The following is a 4022-nucleotide window of genomic DNA, read 5'->3' as shown; positions in this document are numbered from 1 at the left end:
CAGGGCATCATCCCCAAGCTGATAAATGAGTCATGGGGGATTAAGTCTTCCCGAATTTGCAGTTCTAATGGATCGAACTCATCATCTTCATCCATTGCCAGGTGCATTTTTAGCAATTCCTGGGAGAGTTCGGGCAATGTCTCGACGGTTACACTTTCCGTGCGGGTAGGTAGCTCGGCACCACTGACGTGCAATGTCGCCTCGGGCGCACGGTCGTCGGGGAACGTCACCTGAATCGCGCTCGTCAGGTGGGGTAATTCGTCTGCTTGTAATTGCTGTCTAAAAGCCGCCACAAACTCCTTGAGCGCGATTAATGCCACATTTGTCGCGATCGCTTCTTCCTCGTACAAGAAGGGGCGCATCCCCTCCATTGGGTGAATGTTCCCGAAGTTGGGTTCGATCTCGCTGGCGGATAAAGTGCCCAGATCGTGGTGGATATCTGGGGCAATCGCATCGAATGTGACAAAGATACAATCTTGGGAGAGAAAGGCTGATTCCATTTGGTTCGCTTCATCGCGATCGAGTGCCATCGCCCGAAACCGTTGCAGAGACTCGACCGATCGATAGAGCAGCACCCCGTACTCCATCCCTAACATCCCCATCACCGAGACATAAAATTTTTGGATGTCCCACTGATTTAACTCGATCGAAATTGCTTCATAGTCAGCTAACATTTCCCAGGGAGCTAAGTCCCAAATCTCGCGCGCGGTGGCTTTGAGCGACTCCAGATAGCGCCGGGGTAACTTGGGCGTTCGCGCCCCAGCCATGTCGGTAAACCGATGAAATAACTCATCAACAATCGGTAATTCGGAGACGTATTCGACGACGATCTCCAAGTCCTGAAGCACTCCCCGCAGGTAAAATTGTAACTGGCGATCGCGCACGATGATTTTTTGGGGACGTGCGGGCTGGGAAGGCGCTTGGGGTGATTCCATCGCCTTAATCAACGCTCTGACGATCGCTTCGGTACCCATCGTCGAGTTGACGACTTCCATCGATCTAACCACACATTCGACACCATCAACCCAGACGATTAGCTCTCGACGTTGCAGGAGCCGATCCTCTGGCGAATCAAAGTCTTCCAGCTCCGTCTCTTCCACTAACTCCGCCACATAGCGGCGATCTCCCTCCCAGACGCTGGAAAGTTGTGGCAGGGCTTGAAGCCGTCGTTGCGTGGAAAGACTAATCGCCGTCATAATCAAATTGCACTTAAGGATCGAGCGTAAAAAGCGTGATGATGAAGCAGATTTCGACAGTATTCGATCGAGACTCGATCGCCCAATTACTACCATCGGCAGGTTGCCACTGGCGATTCATGTGAGTTGAAGCCTCTGGGAGCCAAACAACGAGTGGCTGGGTATCGCGACTAAAATCTGTGCTGACGGTATTGCCCACCTGCTTAATTTGCACCAAATTTGGGATAATAAATATGGATGTTGCCTTACTTATTATGTCTATTTTAATTTAGAACATCTGCCATTCCGATTTTATGCGTTAATTTGAAGTCAGCACCGATCGGATCGGAGAAGTTAACATAGATTTAGGTTTAAGTTGGTGCGGGTCTGCACATATCTGGAGATCTGTCGTTTATTAGGAGTCGATCGAAGCCCATGACTGAAGTAATTACAGCAAAACCCCCCAGTATCCAAATGACCGATAACGCCCTCGCGCACGTTATCGCCCTCCGCGAAAAGCAAGGCAAAGATCTTTGTTTGCGCGTCGGCGTTCGCCAAGGTGGTTGTTCCGGGATGTCCTACGTCATGGATTTTGAAGATCCCAGCCAAATTCGGGACGATGATGAAATCTGCGACTACAGCGGCTTTAAACTAGTCTGCGATCGCAAGAGTATGCTATATGTTTATGGTCTTGTCCTCGACTACAGCGATGCCATGATCGGTGGTGGTTTCCAATTTACCAACCCCAACGCCGCGCAAAGTTGTGGTTGTGGTAAGTCTTTTGCAGTTTAAGGAAGTGAATAGTGGATAGTGGATAGTGGATCGGGACTAGAAATCGATATGAGTTCGTCCTCATGCCTCATATCATCGCACCTATCCACTATCTACAAATTCCTATTTACTATCCACTATCCACTATTCACTATCCACTGAACTCATGGCTGAAACAATCACCCCCAACGAATTATTTGACAATGCAATTAAGGATTATCAAGCCGGGGAAAGTCCAGCTAAATTGATTCCTGTTTTCATTGAAGTTTGCAATAAATCGCCCAAACTCGATAGTGCGTGGACGTGTTTATCATGGTTGTACTTACTTGACAATAAGCCCCAGCTAGCGCTCAAAGCCGCTCAAAAATCGATGAAAATCGATCCTTTTGACGCTCAAACGCTGATCAATCTCTCCTTGGCAATGCTCGAAACCAAAACATCGGGCGTGCGCCAACATATCGAACTGGCAAGAAGTCTGGTCGAGGCGGCACCAGAAGTCCGCGATCAAGTCACGACCAATTTTCAAGATGGATTTAGTCGTAAACCCGACTGGGCAAGTCTCAAACGCATTGAAAAATTGATATTTGAAGACTAGAATATAGAACTGCAAGGATGGTAGGGGTAATCCATCAATTACCCCTACCATCCTTGCAGTCAGATACGACTGAGAATGTCTGGATCTGTGAGTACTGGCTAGAGTAATCGAATATGAAATTTGCCCACAGGTGGATACTCTCCATCAGCTAGGCTTGAGACGATCGATATCTTGTAAATATTTAATTCTGCTATCTTATTTGCCCGCACTCATAATTCGTAAATTCTAAAAATGTTAACCACCAAAACTCAATTAGTCGGCTTACAAGCCGATAGATTTCGCCACCCCTTAGACTTAGAAGCCACTACTAGTTTGCGGCGACTCCCCGGCTTAGATTTATTGGTTCGGAATTTATTAGGTGGCGTAACCGAAGAATTTCTATATCTCAATAATATTGCCGCCAGCGTCCTCATCGGCGAAAATCAACTTCCTCACATCCACAAACTTCTCATCGAAGCCTGTCAGATCCTCGATCTGGAAGTTCCCCAACTCTACCTCAAACAGCATCCCGCGCCCAACGCCTATACGATGGCAGTTCGGGGCAAAAAACCCTTCATCGTCGTTCATACCTCTTTAGTCGATTTACTCACCCCTGAAGAACTCCAAGCCGTGCTCGCCCACGAATTGGGACACCTCAAGTGCGAACATGGTGTTTACCTGACGCTGGCAAATATTATCGTCCTCGCCACTGGGGGCTTATTACCAGGCATCGGCACTGCACTCGCCCAAGGTCTGCAAGCCCAGATGCTACAATGGTTGCGCTGTGCCGAATTTAGTTGCGATCGTGCTGCTTTACTAGTCAGCCAAGATCCCAAAACCGTCATCTCGGTATTGATGAAACTCTCTGGTGGCTCCCCACAACTAGCACCATTACTCAATGTCGATGCGTTCTTGGCGCAAGCTCGCGCCTACGAGCAGGTGAGCGCCACGAGTTTTGGTAAAATGCTCACAGCCAGCCAAACCGAACAACTCAGCCATCCTGTCCCCGTCTTGCGTGCTAAGGAAATCGATCTGTGGTCGCAAACAGATAATTATCAGTCCTTGCTAAATAACCCCACTATGCGCTATGATAAACAAGCTATAAATTCGGCTGGCTGGCGGAATTGGTAGACGCAGTTGACTCAAAATCATCCGCGAAAGCGTGTCGGTTCGAGTCCGACGCTGGCCATAGCTTGAAACTCAATTTTATTCCGATTGAGTACCGCAGAAACCCGACTTCTTCACAGAGGTCGGGCTTCTTTGTTTTGTGTAACCAAGAGATCGAATCTACCCCTAAAGAGCCAAAAAACTTGTTAAGGAATTATGAGATACCCGTTCCACCATCAGGGGATCGCATATAGTGTCAAAGAGGTGTGGTTGCGAGCTGAGAACTAAAGGCAAGTCACGGTAGCTACTAGCCGTAGAGACGATCGACCGAGCGCCATCGCGATTTTCATAACGCGATCGTTTACTAATCTGTCCATCAGAGCAACAGCGCCAAC

The 4022-nt window shown here is 48.3% G+C and carries 5 protein-coding genes and 1 tRNA gene; 4 read left to right on the top strand and 2 right to left on the bottom strand.

Going from position 1 to position 4022, the window contains the following annotated elements; all coding sequences use genetic code 11:
- Together RMO52_RS01625 and RMO52_RS01620 are read right to left on the bottom strand one after the other, a co-directional pair.
- The coding region (locus RMO52_RS01625) for a DUF6930 domain-containing protein (protein WP_310410333.1) at positions 1 to 1196 on the bottom strand (1196 nt) is incomplete at its 3' end.
- A gap of 13 nt (positions 1197 to 1209) precedes the next feature.
- The gene (locus tag RMO52_RS01620) at positions 1210 to 1410 is read right to left on the bottom strand and encodes a hypothetical protein (protein WP_309738276.1); all 201 of its coding nucleotides are present in this window, start codon (positions 1408 to 1410) and stop codon (positions 1210 to 1212) included.
- 200 nt (positions 1411 to 1610) lie between these two features.
- Here RMO52_RS01620 and RMO52_RS01615 point away from each other — a divergent pair, with 200 nt between their 5' ends.
- The 4 genes from RMO52_RS01615 (at position 1611) to RMO52_RS01600 (ending at position 3709) form a co-directional block, all read left to right on the top strand.
- Positions 1611 to 1967, top strand: a complete 357-nt coding sequence (locus tag RMO52_RS01615; RefSeq protein ID WP_310410330.1) for an iron-sulfur cluster assembly accessory protein — start codon at positions 1611 to 1613, stop codon at positions 1965 to 1967.
- A gap of 145 nt (positions 1968 to 2112) precedes the next feature.
- Positions 2113 to 2541 (top strand): hypothetical protein, encoded by a 429-nt coding sequence (locus RMO52_RS01610; protein ID WP_309742938.1) that lies wholly within the window; start codon positions 2113 to 2115, stop codon positions 2539 to 2541.
- 231 nt (positions 2542 to 2772) lie between these two features.
- Positions 2773 to 3651 (top strand): M48 family metallopeptidase, encoded by an 879-nt coding sequence (locus RMO52_RS01605; RefSeq protein ID WP_310410328.1) that lies wholly within the window; start codon positions 2773 to 2775, stop codon positions 3649 to 3651.
- Positions 3630 to 3709: transfer RNA gene (locus RMO52_RS01600), tRNA-Leu, on the top strand. Before RMO52_RS01605 ends, RMO52_RS01600 begins: the two co-directional genes overlap by 22 nt.
- The last annotated feature ends 313 nt before the right edge of the window (positions 3710 to 4022 follow it).

The sequence above is a fragment of the Chamaesiphon sp. OTE_8_metabat_110 genome (assembly GCF_031382685.1).
Taxonomy (GTDB): Bacteria; Cyanobacteriota; Cyanobacteriia; order Cyanobacteriales; family Chamaesiphonaceae; genus Chamaesiphon.
The sequence above is the reverse complement of the archived record's forward strand: the minus strand, read 5'-3'. Positions and strand labels throughout refer to the sequence as shown.

Bases quoted from the DNA above. Each gene is read 5' to 3' on its own strand.
- RMO52_RS01615 (WP_310410330.1), top strand. From the start codon at position 1,611: ATGACTGAAGTAATTACAGCAAAACCCCCCAGTATCCAAATGACCGAT.
- RMO52_RS01605 (WP_310410328.1), top strand. From the start codon at position 2,773: ATGTTAACCACCAAAACTCAATTAGTCGGCTTACAAGCCGATAGATTT.
- RMO52_RS01610 (WP_309742938.1), top strand. From the start codon at position 2,113: ATGGCTGAAACAATCACCCCCAACGAATTATTTGACAATGCAATTAAG.